At 57.5% G+C, this 18,477-nt stretch carries 14 protein-coding genes; 8 read left to right on the top strand and 6 right to left on the bottom strand.

Annotation, left to right across the window (positions count from 1 at the left end; all coding sequences use genetic code 11):
* Positions 1–12 precede the first annotated feature (12 nt).
* Together RGU44_RS10005 and RGU44_RS10000 are read right to left on the bottom strand one after the other, a co-directional pair.
* A complete protein-coding gene (locus tag RGU44_RS10005; RefSeq protein ID WP_322216969.1) occupies positions 13–1,602 on the bottom strand; it encodes an ABC transporter substrate-binding protein in 1,590 nt (529 codons plus the stop codon).
* A gap of 48 nt (positions 1,603–1,650) precedes the next feature.
* Positions 1,651–2,520, bottom strand: coding sequence for a MurR/RpiR family transcriptional regulator (locus tag RGU44_RS10000; protein WP_322216967.1), 870 nt, complete (start codon positions 2,518–2,520; stop codon positions 1,651–1,653).
* Positions 2,521–2,838: 318 nt separating this feature from the next.
* Here RGU44_RS10000 and RGU44_RS09995 point away from each other — a divergent pair, with 318 nt between their 5' ends.
* On the top strand, positions 2,839–3,270 hold the full coding sequence (locus tag RGU44_RS09995) for a universal stress protein (protein ID WP_322216965.1): 432 nt from the start codon (positions 2,839–2,841) through the stop codon (positions 3,268–3,270).
* Between the two features lie 72 nt (positions 3,271–3,342).
* On the opposite strand, the gene RGU44_RS09990 is transcribed toward RGU44_RS09995, so the two are convergent.
* Positions 3,343–4,050, bottom strand: coding sequence for a murein L,D-transpeptidase catalytic domain family protein (locus RGU44_RS09990; protein WP_322178618.1), 708 nt, complete (start codon positions 4,048–4,050; stop codon positions 3,343–3,345).
* An 84-nt stretch (positions 4,051–4,134) separates the two neighbouring features.
* On the opposite strand from RGU44_RS09990, the gene RGU44_RS09985 reads away from it, so the two are divergent.
* The 7 genes from RGU44_RS09985 (at position 4,135) to RGU44_RS09955 (ending at position 14,643) form a co-directional block, all read left to right on the top strand.
* Positions 4,135–5,907 (top strand): L,D-transpeptidase family protein, encoded by a 1,773-nt coding sequence (locus RGU44_RS09985; RefSeq protein ID WP_322178619.1) that lies wholly within the window; start codon positions 4,135–4,137, stop codon positions 5,905–5,907.
* Between the two features lie 154 nt (positions 5,908–6,061).
* Entirely contained in the window at positions 6,062–6,775 is a 714-nt protein-coding gene (locus RGU44_RS09980) for a GntR family transcriptional regulator (RefSeq protein ID WP_322178620.1), read from the top strand.
* On the top strand, positions 6,772–7,662 hold the full coding sequence (gene prpB, locus RGU44_RS09975; protein WP_322178621.1) for a methylisocitrate lyase: 891 nt from the start codon (positions 6,772–6,774) through the stop codon (positions 7,660–7,662). Before RGU44_RS09980 ends, prpB begins: the two co-directional genes overlap by 4 nt.
* Before the next feature lie 78 nt (positions 7,663–7,740).
* Entirely contained in the window at positions 7,741–8,868 is a 1,128-nt protein-coding gene (gene prpC / locus RGU44_RS09970) for a 2-methylcitrate synthase (protein WP_322178622.1), read from the top strand.
* A 78-nt stretch (positions 8,869–8,946) separates the two neighbouring features.
* Positions 8,947–11,541 (top strand): Fe/S-dependent 2-methylisocitrate dehydratase AcnD, encoded by a 2,595-nt coding sequence (gene acnD, locus RGU44_RS09965; protein ID WP_322216961.1) that lies wholly within the window; start codon positions 8,947–8,949, stop codon positions 11,539–11,541.
* Positions 11,542–11,600: 59 nt separating this feature from the next.
* Positions 11,601–12,791, top strand: a complete 1,191-nt coding sequence (gene prpF, locus RGU44_RS09960) for a 2-methylaconitate cis-trans isomerase PrpF (protein ID WP_322216958.1) — start codon at positions 11,601–11,603, stop codon at positions 12,789–12,791.
* 220 nt (positions 12,792–13,011) lie between these two features.
* Positions 13,012–14,643 (top strand): diguanylate cyclase domain-containing protein, encoded by a 1,632-nt coding sequence (locus tag RGU44_RS09955; RefSeq protein ID WP_322216955.1) that lies wholly within the window; start codon positions 13,012–13,014, stop codon positions 14,641–14,643.
* An 86-nt stretch (positions 14,644–14,729) separates the two neighbouring features.
* Here the strand turns inward: RGU44_RS09955 and RGU44_RS09950 are convergent, their stop codons facing one another.
* From RGU44_RS09950 to nirB, 3 genes are all read right to left on the bottom strand, one after another.
* Complete coding sequence (locus RGU44_RS09950; RefSeq protein WP_322216952.1) at positions 14,730–15,170, bottom strand: CBS domain-containing protein; 441 nt, start codon at positions 15,168–15,170, stop codon at positions 14,730–14,732.
* Positions 15,171–15,265: 95 nt separating this feature from the next.
* A complete protein-coding gene (gene nirD / locus RGU44_RS09945) occupies positions 15,266–15,661 on the bottom strand; it encodes a nitrite reductase small subunit NirD (RefSeq protein ID WP_322178628.1) in 396 nt (131 codons plus the stop codon).
* Complete coding sequence (gene nirB / locus RGU44_RS09940; RefSeq protein WP_322216949.1) at positions 15,661–18,219, bottom strand: nitrite reductase large subunit NirB; 2,559 nt, start codon at positions 18,217–18,219, stop codon at positions 15,661–15,663. The genes nirD and nirB overlap by 1 nt, the downstream gene beginning before the upstream one ends.
* Positions 18,220–18,477: the final 258 nt, after the last annotated feature.

Below are 18,477 nucleotides of genomic sequence, written 5' to 3'. Positions count from 1 at the left end.
ATGTTCTGATCCTTATTTCTTGATGGCGATATCAAGCACGCTCTGGGCTGAAAATTGTGGCCCATCGATCTTCCCCGGCAGTACCAAGTGTTCCTTGTCGAAGACCAAACTCTGTTCCGGCTCGTAGATAGGGGCGAAGGGATATTGGCTGAGCACATATTCGTGATAAGCAAGAAAATTAGCGGTTCGCTCTTCTTGTGTGCGCGAACCGGTCAACGCCTTGGTTCGCAGCTCCTCCGCCTTGGCGTCCTTCCACATCGAAACATTGGGGTAGCCGAGGCGTTCGGCGCTGAAGAACCAATCGAGGATGTCTGCGTTGTTCCAGCCATAGCTGCGCACCGCCAGTTGTTGTGTGCCCTTCTTGTATTCGGCGCGAATCGAACTGGTATCGAAAACCGAGATTTTTGCGTTGATGCCTACGGCTTTCAGTTGTGCCTGGATGACTTCTGTCAGGCGTTTGAACTCGGTATCGCTTTGCGTCACTAACGTCACGCTCAAGGGCGTGCCATTTTTTATACGGATTCCGTCAGATCCGACCTTCCAGCCTGCCTCTTCGAGCAAGGCCTTGGCTTGTGCAGGCTCATGGGAAATATTGAACTTGGGATCGACCTTTGATTCCGGCAGTGAAGAAATCAGAAAGTTGTGCGCGGCTCGTCCCTTGCCGCCGAACAGATTGTCGACGATCTCCTGTTGGTTGATGGCGAGGGCCGCAGCCTTGCGTACCCTGAGATCGGTAAAAGGCTCGACGGTGGTGTTGATTGGCATGTAGTAAATGCCGAAGCCGGACTGGCTTTCAATCGTTGCGTTGTCCAATGTTTTGTACTGCGCCAGGATGTCACTTGGGACATCAATCACCAGGTCAACTCCTCCGGTCTTGAACTCGAGGAAGGCCGTCGAGGAGTCGGCAATTTCACGCAAGGTCAGTTTGTCTATTTTTGCCGGTCCTTTGTTCGCGGAAAGGGCGCCGCCCCACGTGTAGGCGGGGTTACGAACCACTACCGCTTCGGAACCGATAGCAAAACTTTCAAGCCTGTACGGACCCGTGCCGACGGCAACCGTCACGCCGTAATCAGTGCCCGCCTTGTCATAGGCCTTGGGGCTGGGAACCCCCATAAAACCGCTCGACAGGTTGTAGAGGAGGTTGGCGTCGGGATGCTTCATGACGAAATGCACAGTGTGGTCATCGACGACTTCAACTTTGTCGATGGCGCTGACCAGGTAAGCATTTTCGGTTCCGGAAAATTTCGGAATCCACCAGGCAATGGTCTGAGCGTTGAAGGGCTCACCGTCGTGGAACGTGACGCCCTCGCGCAAGTGGAAGACCCAACTCATGCCATCTGCCGTGGTTTCCCAACTTGTCGCCAGATGCGGATGAAATTGCTGATCCGCGCCCTGGTCCACTAAACGGTCATAGATCAGGCCATCGACCAGCGTTACCAGGGAGCTCCGGATCGGGTCCAGAGATGGCGCACCCGCTTGGGAAGATGGCAGCACAAAGGTCGCTTCGGTGTCTGCCGAAGCGGCATTTGATAGCAGTCCTCCGGCGCAGATGAAGCTGAGAGCGAACAGCGACCCGTAAAACTTGCCTTTGATTACATTCATGATGTGCGCTCCCCGCGTTGACCCGTCGGTGGGTTGGTTTACTCGGTATTAGTCTTCCTGAGGCGTTCCTACGTATCCGGTGAACGTGTTGTAGCAGGTAAAAATCTGGCTCAAGCGATCCTCGACGGTGGCGCCCAATTGCCCGAAGACACCATTTATCGCCAACTGCACCAGAGAGACGAGTGGGCCCAGAGAGTCCCAAAAGTGGTTGAGCTCAGTCGGTACGGCGAAAACCTCGCTGGCAACCGACGGCCCCCAATCGCAAAAGGTGTCGGTAATGATGGTCACCGGTATGCCGCGAGCCTGAGCTGCAGTCGCCAATAAAAGGCTTTGGCGCGAATATCGACGAGTGTCGATGATGACCAACATGATTTTGGAAGGATCGGTTAGCAGCACGTCGACGAAATTGCCAGCGGCCTGATCGACCAGATGCACGCCGTCGCGTAGATATTGCAACTGATGTGCAAGAATCGATGCAACGCCCCGCTCTGTTTGAAATCCCGCGCAGTAGACGGTTTCTTGGGTCGCCAGACGCTTTACGAAGCGTTCGAACTCGGGGCTTTGAGCCATCTCGTAAACGCGAACCATTGTGCTGATTTCAAACTCCAGGCTGGAGGCGAGCTGGTCGTTCCCTGACTGTGCTCGTGTGGCGAACTCTCTGAGCCGATCACCAACCAGCCAAGGGCTGTCGCCGATATTGCCTTTAAGATCGGCTTTCAGCTCTTTGAAGTGGATATAGCCGATATAGCGACAAAACCGGCCCACAGACATTTCGCCGACGCCAACCTTGGTCGCGATGCTCGCGGCCGTCTCGAATGGCAACTCGTTTAAATTAGCCAGCATGTAGTTGGCGATAGCTCGCCCGGAGGCGGTTGATTGTTCGAGGCTATCGAGCAAACGTTGTTTCACTGTCTTCATTGAGCAATCCGTAAAAATGGTACATTTCTATCTGTACTCACGATGATAATATTTTTATATCATGGATTGGCGGGCAGCTGTCAATTTATTGCGCAATCCATTTGTGGGCGGGAATTTGGTCTTGCCAGTGCTCATGTGCAACGCAGGTACTCATAGAGACTTTCTACCCCCGACACACACGTCAGCCCTGGCCGGGTGGCCTGGAATTTCTGTGTCGAAGATCGGTGTCAGGGTTTCATCCGTTCAAGTCGTCTTGGTGTGGATCTGTCGCTGAGGGAAATGGTCTATGGTTGTTTCACACATTAAGGGAGATTTGAAATGCATAAAATTCTGGTTGCTTTTGATGGCTCGGAGCCTTCGAAACGTGCTCTGCAGTACGTGATTGATCTCTTTCGCGACAGTGCTCGGCCCTTGGAGATTCATGTTCTTAACGCACAATATGGGCCGGTTATCTACGGGGACTACTTTACGAGCCGAATGGTCGAAGACGTCAACGAAGGGCTCTTGACCCAGGCCAACAGTGTGCTTGACGAGGCCGCGATTTTACTGTCGGCTGCTGGCGTTGCCCATGAAACCCACGCGGCCCTCGGCAATGTGGCGGAGCAGGTCAATGAGGCAGTCAAACAGTTGGGGTGCGATACCGTGGTCATGGGGACGCGAGGCTTGGGCAGCTTCGGCGGATTGCTGCTGGGTTCGGTAGCGAACCGGGTCATTCACGAGGTATCGGTTCCGGTGGTGCTGGTGAAGTAGCACGCAGGCTGTTGTGGCATACGCGGGGTAGGGCGGGGATGGCAGTACTGTCCCACGCTGTCCCGCGTCAACTTATTGAAACGTTCTAACCGGTTTTGACGCTTCCGCCACGGTGGCGTTATCGCAATTGATAAACAAGGACGAGTTAAGCCAGCGCGGATCGGGGTAATAAGAAAATAGTAACTGGCCATCTTTCATCGAGTCGATGAGTTGATGAGCAATCGCTGGCCGCACGGCCGGGCAACCTAAGCTTCTGCCAATACGGCCGTTCGAACGCGCCAGATCGCCGCTGACATACGGTGCCCCATGAATCACAATCGCTCGGTCAAGGGCATTATCATTGAAGCCGGGTTCTAACCCTTCCATGCGCAATGAGTAACCGTTATGGCCGAGGTAGGTCGCACGCGTTCTGTACAGCCCCAGGCTGGTGGCCATGCTTTGATTCTGGTTGGAAAATTGACGGGCCATGTTTTCGCCGCTGTTTCGGCCGTGCGCAACCAGTTCATGAAACAGTAATGTGCGGCGTTGCAGGTCAAACACCCACAGTCGCTGTTCGGTGGAGGGCAGCGAGTAATCTATGACGGCGAGTCTTTGCGCAGGCGATTCGCCTTGTGCCCGTCTGCACTGAGAGGCATGGACAGCCAACGCAATAACCTTGGCGTTAGCGTCGGGCGCGGCTTTGACCAGCGCGACCTCAAGCGAATCGGCGTACGCTACCTCGGCAGAGAGGGATATCAGAAGCATGAAGGCCATTAAACAGCCAAAGCGGTCGAGCGTCATGTGGGTTGTCTCATGGCTATTTATACGAGCCTAGCAGTGTTAGGAATGCTAGCTTTCCATTGATACGAGAAACTAAGGACGTCCATGCTGCAACTATCAAACTTATCCATGTTAAGCCGCGTCTTTTTTATGGGAGTCCTGATAAGCAACTCAGCGACGGCAGAGCCTTTGCCTGTTTCGGCGACAACCTTAGCACACAGCGTCAGTGACGTTGCGCCAGCCGACGAGGTGGCACAGACGATCCAGGCCGCGCTCGCCCCGTCGGGCGTAACGCCTTCTTCCCCTCTGCCCGTCACCCCACCCCGTCACCAACGGCTGGAGGTCGGTCGTGCGGTCATCGATTTTTATGCTCAACGAAGCTTTCGTGCGGCCTGGACGAACGTTAGCGACGTCGCGCAGCTGTTGAAAAGTCTGAACGACATTCAGGCAGACGGCCTGGATCCCCGTGATTTCCGTATTGATGAGCTATCCAGGGCAGCCGCGTCGATGCATGCAGCGACGCCGTCCCCAACGCAACGCGCGATGTTTGATATTGCGGCTACCCGTGCCTACATCGCAGCGCTGCTCCAGTTGCGGCGCGGCAAAGTCGACCCCTCGCGTTTGGAAATACACTGGAACTTCGACCCGGTCGGTGTCGACCCTCGTGACGATCTCAAAGAGTTGTTTGTTGCCGTCGAAAACCATGACGTTGCACGCGCATTCAAACAGGCGCCGCCACAAAATGCGATTTACAGCCGGCTGCGAGAGGGGTTGGCGCAACTGCGCCGGCTTCGAGACTCAGGTGGCTGGTCACTGATTCCTGTCGGGCAGGCACTTAAGCCAGGCGTTGCCGGTGCTTCAGTCTTGGCGTTGCGGGCCCGTTTGGCGGCAGGGGGTTATCTGGACAAGCAAGTGGCAACCCGGACTGACTACGACGACGTCGTTAAAGCGGCGGTTAAACGGTTTCAGTCCGAGCACTACCTTCCCGTGGATGGCATTGCCGGTGCGGCGACACTTGCGGCGCTGAATATACCCATAGGTGCGCGTATAGACCAAGTCCGCGTGAACATGGAACGCGCGCGTTGGCTATTGTATAAACTTCAGGGCACGTTCGTCGTTGTTGATATCGCCGGGTACAAGATTGCATTCTACCGTGACGGCAAGGTTATCTGGCGTTCTCGTGTGCAGGTCGGTAAACCCTTCCGCAGCACGCCGGTATTTCAATCCGAAATTACGCACATAACGTTTAACCCCACCTGGACAGTTCCACCGACCATTCTCACTAATGATGTTCTTCCCAAGATTCTAAAGGACCCTCATTACCTTGACGCAAACCGTATTCGTGTCCTTGACCGTCAAGGGACTGTCTTGAATCCATCAACCGTTGATTGGCATAACCCTGGCGGCATCACACTGCGCCAGGATGCAGGCCCGGACAGCTCTCTTGGTCAGGTTGCCATACGGTTTCCAAATGAGTATTCGGTGTATCTCCACGACACGCCGCATCGCGAGTTATTTGCCCAGGCACGCCGCGCGACGAGTTCAGGCTGTATCCGGGTTGAAAACCCGCTTCAGTTGGTCGAGTTGTTGTTTAACGACCCGGGTCGCTGGAACGCCGCCGGTATTCAGGCTCAACTGGCCAACGGCATTACAGAAAATATCAGGCTCCCCGTGAAGGTGCCTGTGCTGCTGGCCTATTGGACAGTGGGCCTGAGTGATGATGGTCGAGTGACGTTTAAACCTGACGTATACGGGTACGACTCTCCAGTGCTGCGGGCGCTGAATCAACCTGTAGATCCGTCCGTTTTGGCGTTGCCCCGTGTAGGGTTTTCTGAGGCGGCGACGTTGCAAAACGAAGCCCCGAAGCCCTCTCGATAACCGTCGGCACGGCCTTGACTGAAGTCGGTGCATGATCTAGGTCAGGTCTCGGTGTTGGTGTGGCGCATTGTCGACAATAGTCTAATGACATTTGACATTTATGGGGATTGGTCGTAGTTTTCCGCCATCTAATTGCCAATGTGTCGACAATGTAATGGAAGTTCTTGCAGAAACCCAGGTTGTAGGCGAGGAGTCCGGTACCCTCTCCGAGCATGTGTTCCGGCGTATCCAGTCGGCCATCGTGCGTGGAGAGATCGCACCCGGCAGCAAGATTTCCGAGCCAGAGCTGGCGCGCGCCTACGGCATCAGCCGCGGACCGCTGCGTGAAGCGATCCATCGCCTCGAAGGGCAACGCTTGTTGGTGCGTATCCCCCATGTGGGCGCTCGTGTGGTTTCCCTGAGCCACGCCGAGCTCATCGAGTTGTATGAAATTCGCGAATCGCTGGAGGGCATGGCTTGTCGTCTGGCCGCCGAACGCATGACCGTCGAAGAGATCGACGAATTGCGCCGCGTCCTCGATACCCATGAACAAGATGCCGCTTTTAAGGCCGGTGTGGGCTACTACCAGCAAGAAGGCGATTTCGATTTCCATTACAGGATCATTCAAGGCAGCGGCAACCGCACGCTGACCCAAATGCTCTGTGGCGAGCTTTATCAACTGGTGCGCATGTACCGCATCCAGTTCTCTGCGACGCCCAATCGTCCGCGTCAGGCGTTTGCCGAACACCACCGTATTCTTGATGCCATTGCCGAGCGTGACGGCGAACTGGCCGAACTGTTAATGCGCCGCCATATCAGCGCATCCAAACGCAACATCGAGCGCCATTATCAGGCCGCTCCCCAACCGACAGCCCGAGGTGAAAAATGAGTACCGCCAAAACTACTCCCGGTCAACGTTTCCGTGATGCCGTCGCCAGCGAACATCCATTGCAAGTGGTAGGCGCGATCAATGCCAACCACGCACTGCTGGCCAAGCGCGCCGGTTTCAAAGCCATCTATCTCTCGGGTGGCGGCGTGGCAGCAGGTTCGCTCGGCTTGCCGGACCTGGGCATCACTGGCCTGGATGACGTGCTGACCGACGTGCGTCGTATCACCGACGTCTGCGACCTGCCATTGCTGGTGGACGTAGACACCGGTTTCGGCTCTTCCGCGTTCAACGTGGCGCGTACGGTCAAGTCGATGATCAAGTTCGGCGCAGCGGCGATCCATATCGAAGATCAGGTCGGCGCCAAGCGTTGCGGCCATCGCCCGAACAAAGAAATCGTGTCCCTGCAAGAGATGGTCGACCGTATCAAGGCCGCCGTCGATGCGCGCACCGATGATAGCTTCGTGATCATGGCGCGTACCGATGCACTGGCCGTCGAAGGGCTGGAGTCGGCACTGGAAAGGGCTGCGGCCTGCGTTGAAGCGGGCGCTGACATGGTGTTCCCGGAAGCTATCACCGAGCTGGCGATGTACAAGCTGTTTGCTGCCCAAGTTGGCGCGCCGATCCTGGCCAACATCACCGAGTTCGGTGCTACACCGTTGTATACCACTGATGAGCTGGCGTCGGCCGATGTCTCTCTGGTGCTCTACCCGTTGTCAGCGTTCCGCGCCATGAACAAGGCTGCAGAGAACGTCTACACCGCGATTCGCCGCGACGGCACGCAGAAGAATGTCATCGACACCATGCAGACCCGTATGGAGCTCTACGACGCCATTGATTACCACATCTTCGAGCAGAAACTCGATGCGTTGTTCGCGCAGAAGAAGTGATTCTGGGTGCCGGTCCAGGCGTAACGTCGTCTGGACCGGATTGCCGATTCCCAAATAAATTCAAGATTGGAGAAAGCAATGGCTGAAGCAAAAGTGTTGAGTGGGGCTGGCCTGCGAGGCCAGGTGGCGGGGCAGACCGCATTGTCCACTGTTGGGCAGGCCGGAGCCGGCCTGACCTACCGTGGTTACGACGTGCGTGAATTGGCCGCCGAGGCGCGTTTTGAAGAAGTGGCTTACCTGCTGCTTTACGGCGAGCTGCCGACCAAGACCGAACTTTCGGCGTACATGAACAAGCTGCAAGGCTTGCGTGATCTGCCGCAAGCCTTGAAGGAAGTGCTTGAGCGCATTCCTGCCGAGACCCACCCAATGGACGTCATGCGTACCGGTGCTTCGATGCTCGGCACCCTGGAGCCAGAAGCGAGTTTTGCGCAGCAGCATGACGTCACGGATCGCCTGCTGGCGGCGTTCCCAGCCATCATGTGCTACTGGTATCGGTTCAGTCATGACGGCGTACGCCTTAATTGCGTGACGGACGAAGAGTCCATCGGCGGGCATTTCCTGCACCTGCTGCTGGATAAAAAACCGAGCGAACTGCACCGCAAGGTGATGGACGTTTCGTTGATTTTGTACGCCGAGCATGAATTCAATGCCTCGACTTTTACCGCACGGGTTTGTGCCTCGACGCTGTCGGACCTGTATTCCTGCATCACCGCAGCCATTGGTTCATTGCGCGGCCCGCTGCATGGCGGCGCCAACGAAGCAGCGATGGAAATGATCGAGCGCTTCGGTTCTGCCGAAGAAGCCGTTAAAGGCACGCTGGGCATGCTTGAGCGCAAGGACAAGATCATGGGCTTCGGTCACGCGATCTATAAAGAGTCCGACCCGCGTAACGAAGTGATCAAGGGTTGGTCGAAAAAACTGGCCGATGAGGTGGGCGACACCGTGCTGTACCCCGTGTCCGAAGCCATCGACAAAACCATGTGGGAACAGAAAAAACTGTTTCCGAACGCTGACTTCTACCATGCCTCGGCCTACCACTTCATGGGTATCCCGACCAAGCTGTTCACGCCGATCTTTGTTTGCTCACGCCTGACCGGCTGGGCCGCTCACGTGTTCGAACAGCGTGGCAATAACCGCATCATCCGCCCGAGTGCCGAATACATCGGCGTCGAACAGCGCAAGTTCGTGCCCATCGAACAACGCTGATTGGGAAAAGGGGAGTGGACCGTGATCTTCGGTGCTCCCCGCCCATCCCTGAACATTCCGTGATTGAGTCCCAACGCCATGAACACTGAATACCGCAAATCTTTACCCGGCACCCGATTGGATTATTTCGACACGCGCGCGGCGGTGGACGGAATCAAGCCTGGGGCCTTCGACACACTTCCTTATACATCGCGCGTGCTGGCCGAGAACCTGGTACGCCGTTGCGACCCGGCTACGTTGACCGCATCGCTGAACCAGCTTATCGAGCGCAAGCGCGATCTCGACTTTCCGTGGTTCCCGGCCCGTGTGGTGTGTCACGACATTCTCGGTCAGACGGCGCTGGTCGACCTCGCCGGCCTGCGTGATGCGATCGCCTCCCAAGGCGGCGATCCCGCGCTGGTCAACCCGGTCGTGCCGACCCAATTGATCGTCGACCACTCCCTGGCCGTTGAGTCCGGCGGCTTCGATCCCAAGGCGTTCGAAAAGAACCGCGCCATCGAAGATCGTCGCAATGAAGACCGCTTCCACTTCATCAACTGGACCAAAAAAGCCTTCAAGAATGTCGACGTGATCCCGCCGGGCAATGGGATCATGCACCAGATCAACCTGGAGAAAATGTCTCCAGTGATCCAAGTGCGTGATGGCGTGGCGTTCCCCGACACCTGCGTCGGCACCGACAGCCACACCCCGCACGTCGATGCGTTGGGCGTGATCGCCATCGGTGTCGGTGGCCTTGAAGCCGAAAGCGTCATGCTCGGCCGTGCCTCCTGGATGCGCCTGCCTGAAATTGTCGGCGTCGAACTCACCGGCAAATTGCAACCGGGCATCACCGCCACTGACATGGTGCTGGCGTTGACTCAGTTCCTGCGCCAGCAAAAGGTAGTCGGCGCCTGGCTGGAGTTCTTCGGTGAAGGGGCATCAAAGCTGACTCTTGGTGATCGCGCGACCATCTCCAACATGGCCCCGGAATACGGCGCCACCGCAGCGATGTTCTATATTGACCAGCAGACCATTGACTACCTCAAGCTCACCGGCCGTGAAGACGAGCAGGTGAAACTGGTCGAGAGTTACGCAAAACTGACCGGCCTTTGGGGCGACAGCCTGAAGGGCGCCCAATACGAACGTGGGCTGACCTTTGATCTGTCCTCGGTGGTTCGCAACATGGCGGGCCCGAGCAACCCCCACGCCCGTGTGGCCACCTCGGACCTCGCGGCCCGAGGCATCGCCGGCCATTGGGATGAGGTGCCTGGGCAAATGCCGGATGGTGCGGTAATCATCGCGGCGATCACCAGTTGCACCAACACCAGCAACCCACGCAACGTCATCGCCGCTGGCCTGCTGGCGCGTAACGCCAACAAGCTGGGGCTGACCCGTAAACCTTGGGTCAAGTCTTCCCTGGCGCCCGGTTCGAAGACCGTTGCGTTGTACCTGGATGAAGCCGGCCTGACTAGCGAACTGGAGCAATTAGGCTTCGGTATCGTGGCTTTCGCTTGCACCACCTGTAACGGCATGTCTGGCGCGCTGGATCCGGTGATCCAGCAGGAAATCATCGATCGCGACCTGTATGCCACCGCGGTACTCTCGGGTAACCGTAACTTTGACGGGCGGATCCATCCGTACGCCAAGCAGGCATTCTTGGCTTCGCCGCCGCTGGTGGTGGCTTACGCGATTGCCGGGACCATCCGCTTTGACATCGAGAAGGATGTGCTGGGCCTGGATGCCAACGGCAAGGAAATTCGCCTGAAGGACATTTGGCCGACCGACGAAGAGATCGACGCAGTGGTCAAGGCCTCGGTAAAACCGGAGCAGTTCCGCCAGGTCTACATCCCGATGTTCGCTATCCAGGAAGACACCGGTCCCAAAGTAAAACCGCTGTACGACTGGCGCGAAATGAGCACCTATATCCGCCGTCCGCCGTACTGGGAAGGTGCGTTGGCTGGCGCTCGTCCACTCAAGGGTATGCGCCCGCTGGCGGTGCTGCCGGACAACATCACCACCGACCACTTGTCGCCGTCGAACGCCATCATGCTCGACAGCGCGGCCGGTGAGTACCTGGCCAAGATGGGCCTGCCAGAGGTGGACTTCAACTCCTACGCGACTCATAGGGGTGACCACTTGACCGCGCAACGCGCCACGTTCGCCAACCCGAAGCTGTTCAACGAGATGGTTCAGGAAAACGGCAAGGTCAAACAGGGTTCGCTGGCCCGCGTCGAGCCAGAAGGCAAGGTCGTGCGCATGTGGGAAGCTATCGAGACCTACATGGAGCGCAAGCAGCCGCTGATCATCATCGCCGGTGCTGACTACGGTCAGGGCTCTTCCCGTGACTGGGCTGCCAAGGGCGTACGTCTGGCTGGCGTGGAAGCCATCGCGGCTGAAGGCTTCGAGCGCATTCACCGCACCAATCTGGTCGGCATGGGCGTGTTGCCACTGGAGTTCAAGGCGGGCGTTGATCGCAAGACACTGGGCATCGACGGCACCGAAACCTTCGACGTCATCGGCGAGCGTACCCCGCGTAACACGCTGACCCTGGTGATCAATCGCAAGAACGGCGAGCGTGTCGAGGTGCCGGTCACCTGCCGTCTCGACACCGCCGAAGAAGTGTCGATCTACGAGGCTGGCGGTGTCCTGCAGCGTTTCGCTCAGGACTTCCTTGAATCGACGGCGGCTGTCTAAGCAACATACTCAGGCGCGACGGCAACGTTGCGCCTGAGTCTTATCAGGACACTATTTCCATGGCTTACGTACCCCAGATCAAGATCCCCGCCACCTACATGCGTGGCGGTACCAGCAAAGGTGTGTTTTTCAACCTGCAAGACCTTCCCGTCTCCGCACAGGTCCCCGGCGCGGCGCGCGATGCACTGTTGTTGCGCGTGATTGGCAGCCCGGATCCTTACGGCAAACAGATCGACGGCATGGGCGGGGCAACCTCGAGCACCAGCAAAACGGTCATCCTGTCCAAGAGCAAAAAACCCGATCACGATGTCGATTACCTGTTCGGTCAGGTGTCCATCGATAAGCCGTTCGTTGACTGGAGCGGCAACTGCGGCAACCTGTCTGCCGCCGTCGGCGCGTTCGCCATCAGCAGCGGTCTGGTTGACGCCAGTCGCATCCCGCACAACGGCATGGCGACCGTGCGCATCTGGCAGGCCAATATCGGCAAGACCATCATCGCGCACCTGTCTATCACCGATGGTGCTGTCCAGGAAACCGGTGACTTCGAACTCGATGGCGTGACCTTTCCCGCTGCCGAAGTGCAGGTGGAATTCATGGACCCGGCAGCCGACGAAGAGGGCGCGGGCGGCTCGATGTTCCCCACCGGTAACCTCGTGGACGATCTTGAAGTGCCGGGTGTTGGCACATTCAAGGCCACGATGATCAATGCTGGCATCCCGACTATCTTCGTTAACGCGCAAGACATCGGCTATACGGGCACCGAGCTGCAGGACGCGATTAACGGCGATTCCAAGGCACTGGCGATGTTCGAGACGATTCGCGCTTATGGCGCGTTGCGTATGGGCCTCATTCAGGATATTGCTGAAGCCGCCAAGCGCCAGCACACACCGAAGATCGCCTTCGTCGCCAAGCCAGCCGAATACGTGTCGTCCAGCGGCAAACGGGTGACTGCCGGTGACGCCGACCTGCTCGTGCGTGCGCTCTCAATGGGCAAACTGCATCACGCCATGATGGGCACGGCCGCCGTGGCCATTGGTGCCGCTGCGGCGATTCCGGGCACGCTGGTGAACCTGGCAGCTGGCGGTGGTGCACGTAGCGCTGTGCGCTTCGGTCACCCCTCGGGCACCCTGCGCGTGGGTGCTGAAGCCAGCCAGGTCAATGGTGAGTGGACGGTGACCAAGGCCATCATGAGCCGCAGTGCTCGCGTATTGATGGAAGGATGGGTCCGTGTACCCGGTGATGCGTTCTAATGTGCGCCATCGCTGAATTCTGGGCACCTGTCAACGGTTGAACAATGCTATCGCGCCGGTTCTCTTTGGCGCGATACATTGCCACATCGCAGCCTCTGTTTTCGATCCAGGCCGTCATAGGGCATAAGTCCTGGATAGTTAATGGCGAACTGATAGCAAACTCTGCCTTTGCGCCTGTTCCAGTGCACAAAAAACGCGGCTCCTCGGGTAAACTCCCAAGATGCCAAAAAAATATTATGTGCGCACAAGCCTTCCCCGCATTTTCAATAGCATCGTTACTCGGCTGTTGGTACTGGCGCTGTGCATTGTGATCTCTGGTGCAGTCGTTCGCTATTTCGTGCTGACTCATTTTTTGCGTGAGGATTTGAGCGCGGTAGTGGAAAACCAACAATTAGCGTTGGCGACTTATGTTGCCCACGATATTGATGGGAAGATTGTTCAGCGCCAGGTCTTGCTTGGACGCCTTGCCGCCGCCTTGCCGACGCGTTTGCTTGCGCAGCCTGAGCAACTACATGCATGGCTGAAAGAGCACTTCGACTACCAAACGTTGTTCTCGGCAGGTCTATTCGTGGTAACGCCTAATGGCGTTCCAATCGCGGATTATCCTGTTCTGCGTGATCCACTGACGATCAACTATTCTGACCGTGACTATATTAAAGCTGGATTAGGCGGTGCTTCGTTTGTCGGTCGTCCTGTGGTTGGCCGTTCTGCAAAAGAACCGGTTCTGCCGATCTCTGCTCCGGTCAGAAGCGAAAGCGGTGAGGTTCAAGCTGTTTTGGTGGGCGTTACGGCACTGGCTGCCCCCGGGTTTCTTGATTCGTTACTCCAGAGTCGAATTGGTAATGCAACGGGTGGGTTCTTGCTTGTCTCCCCGAGAGATAAGTTATTTGTCGCCTCCTCTGAACTTGATAGTGTGCTCAAACCCACACCGCCCCCCGGCGTCAATGTGCTTCATGATCGGGCCATGGCGGGCTTTCGCGGTACCGGGATAACGGTCAACGAGCAGGGTGTTGAAGAGGTCGCTGCGATGGTGTCTGTCCCGAGCACGGGCTGGTTTGTCGTCGGCCGAGTGCCGAGCAGTGAGGCGTTTGCGACGGTGGGGCGGATGCAGCATTTTTTGATTAAAAATGCAGTCTTCGCTATTTTGGTATTCGCTATTCTCTCCACTACCGGGCTGTATTTCGTCCTCCGCCATTTGTTTTATGCGGCAGAGCATGCCGACCGCATGACGCGGGACGAGTTGCCGCTCGAACCCTTGCCTGTCGTCCGCGATGATGAAGTTGGGCACTTGATATCGGCGTTCAATCGTTTATTGATCAAACTCAACGACCATCAAACTGAACTTACCCGCATGGCTCATCACGACACGCTGACGGGGTTGCCCAATAGAGCGCATCTTTCTGAGCGGCTTCGTCAGGTATTAGCGCGCGCGCGCCGTGATGAAACACAGGTCGGCCTATTATTCATGGACCTTGATGGTTTCAAGAATATCAACGACACGCTCGGCCACGAGGCTGGTGACGAGGTGTTGCGGCAGGTTGCGAAGCGCTTCGCCAGTACTCTGCGAGAGTCCGATACCCTGGCGCGTATTGGTGGTGACGAGTTTTTTTTGCTGCTCAGTGACCTTGAGGACAATGCCGAAGAGGCTGTCAGCACCATCGCCGCTAAATGTATCGATGCACTGAAAACTCCATTTTTTATTTTCGGCACATCGTGCATCGTGGACGTTTCGATCGGGATAGCACTGTGGGACAGGGAAAGCTCTGCGGATAATCTCCTGCGCGCCGCAGACAGAGTGATGTATCAAGCTAAAAAGACCGGGCGCGGCAAATATATGATCTACAAACATTAGCCAATGATGACCTGAGGCCCAATACGGCTCTGTCGTCAGTTGGGTCCGGTTGTATTCTTTTTTGATCGGTCGGAATAACGGTCAGTTTAATGCCCGCGAATATACTGTTCCAGTTTCCGGATCAGGTCAGCCTGCTCGGCTATCGCCTCTTTAATCAAGTCACCAATGGACAGCAGGCCGAGCAGTTGTCCGTCTTCCACGACGGGTAAATGGCGCAGGTGGCTATCGGTCATAACCCCCATGCACGTCTCGATACTTTGGTGGGAGTTCACCGTCACCACGGGCGAGCTCATGATGGCTCTGACAGACGTGCCGATGGAGGAGCGGCCCTGGAGAACGATCTTGCGTGCGTAGTCTCGCTCGCTGATTACGCCCACCACTTGACCGTCTTCTATCACCGGTAGAGCGCCGATATTTTTCTCGGCCATCACCCGCAGCGCCTCTAGCACCATCTGGTTTGGAGCGATGGTATGGACATGTTGATTGTGGATGGCTTTTAACTTGAGCAGTTGCGCAACGGTCTTCATGCGGGTTTCTCCACTACCATTCTTATAGGTGGCCGCGAACCGCCCTGACGCTGCGGCACAGGTCGTAGGGTCAGGACTGTTTCCACTGTTTAAAGCTAGCGCGCTGCGCTTACTCCGATCTCTACGGCATCCCCGTTCAAACGCACGGGCCAGACACGCAGGCTCTGCTCTGGATATTCCAGGCAGCTGCCGTCTTCGAGACGAAAGTGCTGTTTGTACAGGGGTGAGGCAATCACCAACTCGCCCTTAAGGTTGCCGACGATGCCACGGCCAATGACGTTGGCGCCTGACTTTGGGTCGAGGTTGTCGATGGCGTAGAGGGTCTTGCCCAGACTGTCAGGCAGGTGAAATAACGCGACCTGGGCGCCATCGAGCCAGGCGACGACGCCGGAATTGGCCACCAGGTCTTGGCGGCTGCACAGCATCTGCCATTGCGCAGGGCTTTCAATAGCGTGGCGGGGTTCGATACGGACGACGTTTGACTGGCTCATCAGAGCACCTCCTGGGTAACGGGAATCAGGTGGAGTTCGTTAGCATGCACCGGGCGGCGCTGGCCTCGTTCTTTGACGAAATGGATATCCGGGTCACCGCGCTCATCGTTGACGAAGGTCCGGAAGCGCTTGAGCTTTTCCGGGTCATTGATAGCGTTTGCCCATTCGCATTCGTACCGGTCAATGACCAGTTGCATTTGCGATTCCAGCTCAGCCCCAAGCCCCAGACTGTCGTTGATGATGACGTCTTTGAGGTAGTCCAGGCCGCCGTCCAGGCTTTCGCGCCAGACAGAGGTGCGTTGCAGTTTGTCGGCAGTACGGATGTAGAACATCAGGAACCGGTCGACATAGCGCAATAGGGTTTGGTCATCCAGGTCCGTGGCTAGTAATTCGGCGTGACGCGGGCGCATGCCTCCGTTGCCACAGACATAGAGATTCCAGCCTTTCTCGGTAGCGATCACCCCAACGTCCTTGCTCTGCGCCTCGGCGCATTCGCGGGTGCAGCCGGAAACCGCAAGCTTGAATTTATGCGGTGCGCGCAGGCCCTTGTAGCGGTTCTCCAGGAGCAGCGCCATGCTCACGCTGTCCTGAACGCCATAACGACACCATGTGCTGCCGACGCAGGATTTGACCGTACGCAATGACTTGCCGTAGCCGTGTCCGGTCTCGAAACCGGCCTCGATCAGTTCGCCCCAGATGTCCGGCAACTGATGCAATTGAGCGCCGAACAGATCGATGCGCTGGCCGCCAGTGATCTTGGTGTAGAGGTCGTATTTCTTCGCGACAGCGCCCAGGGCGATCAACTTGTCCGGGGTGATTTCGCCGGCGGCGATGCGCGGGATGATCGAATAGGTGCCGTTCTTTTGCATGTTGGCCATGAATGTGTCGTTGGTGTCCTGCAGGTGCACCAACGATGGGTCCATGATCGGCTGGTTCCAGCATGAGGCGAGAATCGAGCCCACAGCGGGTTTGCAGATATCGCAGCCGGTGTGGCCGCGTCCATGTTTGGCGAGCATTTCGTCGAAGCTGATGATGCCTTCCACCCGTACCAGGGCGTACAGTTCCTGACGGGTATGGGCGAAGTGCTCGCAGAGGCTTTTGTCGACGGCGACGCCACGGGCACTGAGCTCGTGCTCGAAGACCTGCTTGAGCAGTGCGCTGCAACCGCCGCAGCCAGTGCCTGCCTTGGTCTTGCCCTTGAGTTCGCCGAGGTCGGTGCAACCTGCGTCGACCGCACAGCACACCGCGCCCTTGGTAACGTTATGGCAGGAGCAAATAGTGGCGGTGTCCGGCAGCGCATCGGCACCGAGTGTCGGTGCGCCGTCTGACAGCGGCAGGATCAGGCTGGACGGGTCCTTGGGCAGCGCTATGCCGTTCTGCGCGTATTGCAGCAAGGTGTCGTAATAGCTGTTATCGCCGATCAGTACCGCGCCCAGCACATGCTTGCCATCGGCAGAGACCACCAGGCGGCGATAGCTGGCGCTGGCCTCGTCGATAAAGCGGTAGCTCTTGGCGCCGGGAGTCGCCGCGTGAGCGTCGCCGATAGAACCGACATCAACGCCCAGCAGCTTGAGCTTGGTCGACATGTCTGCGCCGGTAAAGGGGTCGTAATGCTGACCCGCGAGTTGCGCGGCAACGTTACGCGCCATGCTGTAGCCCGGCGCGACCAGACCAAAGATGCTGCCGTTCCAGGACGCACACTCGCCGATGGCGAAGATGTAGGGGTCGCTGGTGCGGCAATGATTGTCCACGACCAGGCCGCCACGCGGTGCCACGTCCAGCCCGGCGCTACGGCCGATAGCGTCCTGCGGGCGGATCCCGGCAGAGAATACGATCAGGTCGGTTTCAAGGAATTCGCCACCGTTGAAGTTCATGCGGTAGGCATACTCTTCACCGATAACGATCTCCTGGGTCGCTCGCGAAAGGTGCACACCGACGCCCAGGGCCTCGATCCGTGCCCGCAGTGCTTCGCCACCTGAGGCGTCCAGTTGCACCGGCATCAGTTGTGGGGCGAATTCAACGACATGGGCTTCCAGCCCCAGGGACTTCAGTGCATTGGCGGCTTCAAGGCCGAGCAGGCCGCCACCTACCACCACGCCACGTCGGGCATTGGTAGCCGCCTCGCGGATGGCGTCTAGGTCGTCCAGAGTACGGTAGACCAACCGGGAGCGGCCTTCGGCACCGGGGATCGGCGGCACAAAGGGATAGGAGCCGGTGGCCAGCACCAATCGGTCATAAGCCTGGCGTCCGGCGCTGGTGACTACTTCCTTGCGCTCGCGGTCGATGTCGAGCACTTGCACGCCGAGGTGCAGCTGCACACCGTGGCGGGCATACAGATCGGCCTCACCAAGTGCGAGGGACTCTGCATCACGACCGCCGAAGTACTCTGAGAGGTGGACGCGGTCGTAGGCACGCTGCCGCTCCTCACCGAACACATGCACGTGATAGTGGGCGAGCGCGCCATGCTCGATCAACTGCTCGACGCAATGATGGCCGACCATGCCGTTGCCGATGACGACCAGTGTTTCGCTCTTGATCGGGGTGGCGGTTGCGTTCATAACCTTTCCTCAGTCGAAGCCGCTGCCGTGGCATGGCCAGAAAAAAAAGCAAAAAAAACGCCTGGAGCCGTGTGACGGCTCCAGGCGTCTTTGCCTGGTATTCATGGATGTGTGGTGGGGTGATTAACCGAAGCCGCGCTGCCTGGTTCACCCGTCCTGCGCCAGTACTGGCAGGTGGTCGTCGGTGACCACGCCTGGACGTCCTATAGGAGATTTCTACAGGTTTGTCAGGACTAAAGCAGGTTTCATGCCAGTGTC

The organism is Pseudomonas sp. 5C2 (genome assembly GCF_034314155.1).
Classification (GTDB): domain Bacteria; phylum Pseudomonadota; class Gammaproteobacteria; order Pseudomonadales; family Pseudomonadaceae; genus Aquipseudomonas.
This window is presented reverse-complemented; position numbering and strand designations above follow the sequence as displayed.